Annotated in this window: 1 protein-coding gene; it reads right to left on the bottom strand. The window is 66.9% G+C overall.

The features are described 5' to 3' along the window. Positions 1-38: 38 nt before the first annotated feature. Positions 39-362: replication initiator protein A (locus AX735_RS02170; protein WP_202189481.1), on the bottom strand; the 324-nt coding region annotated here is incomplete at its 5' end.

Genomic DNA, 362 nt, shown 5'->3' with positions numbered 1-362 from the left:
TGATCGTCCGAATCCGGCTGTTCCCGATAGTCCGAACCTCATGGCCAGTTCTCCACAGGCTTGAGACCGACGCGGCGCATGGCGGCGTCGAACGGATCGACGGGGACGGGGGTGAAGTTGAGCCGGTCGCGGCCGAGCGCATGTTCAAGCGTGAGGACGTAGCCGGGGAGCGGTTGGCGCGCGACGATGGCGCGCAGCTCGAACGCGAACCGGCGCAGCGGCGAGAGCACGCCGGATTTGAGGTAAAGGTGCGGAACGTCGAAGCTCCAGCCGCCGCTCTGCCGTCCGCCATGCTTGCGCACGATGCGGTAGAGCCAGCGTTCGAGGCCGCCCGTCAGGTCGAAATAGGCGCGGTCGATGGT

This window comes from Blastomonas sp. CCH1-A6 (genome assembly GCF_001556365.1).
Lineage (GTDB): Bacteria > Pseudomonadota > Alphaproteobacteria > Sphingomonadales > Sphingomonadaceae > Blastomonas > Blastomonas ursincola.
This window is presented reverse-complemented; position numbering and strand designations above follow the sequence as displayed.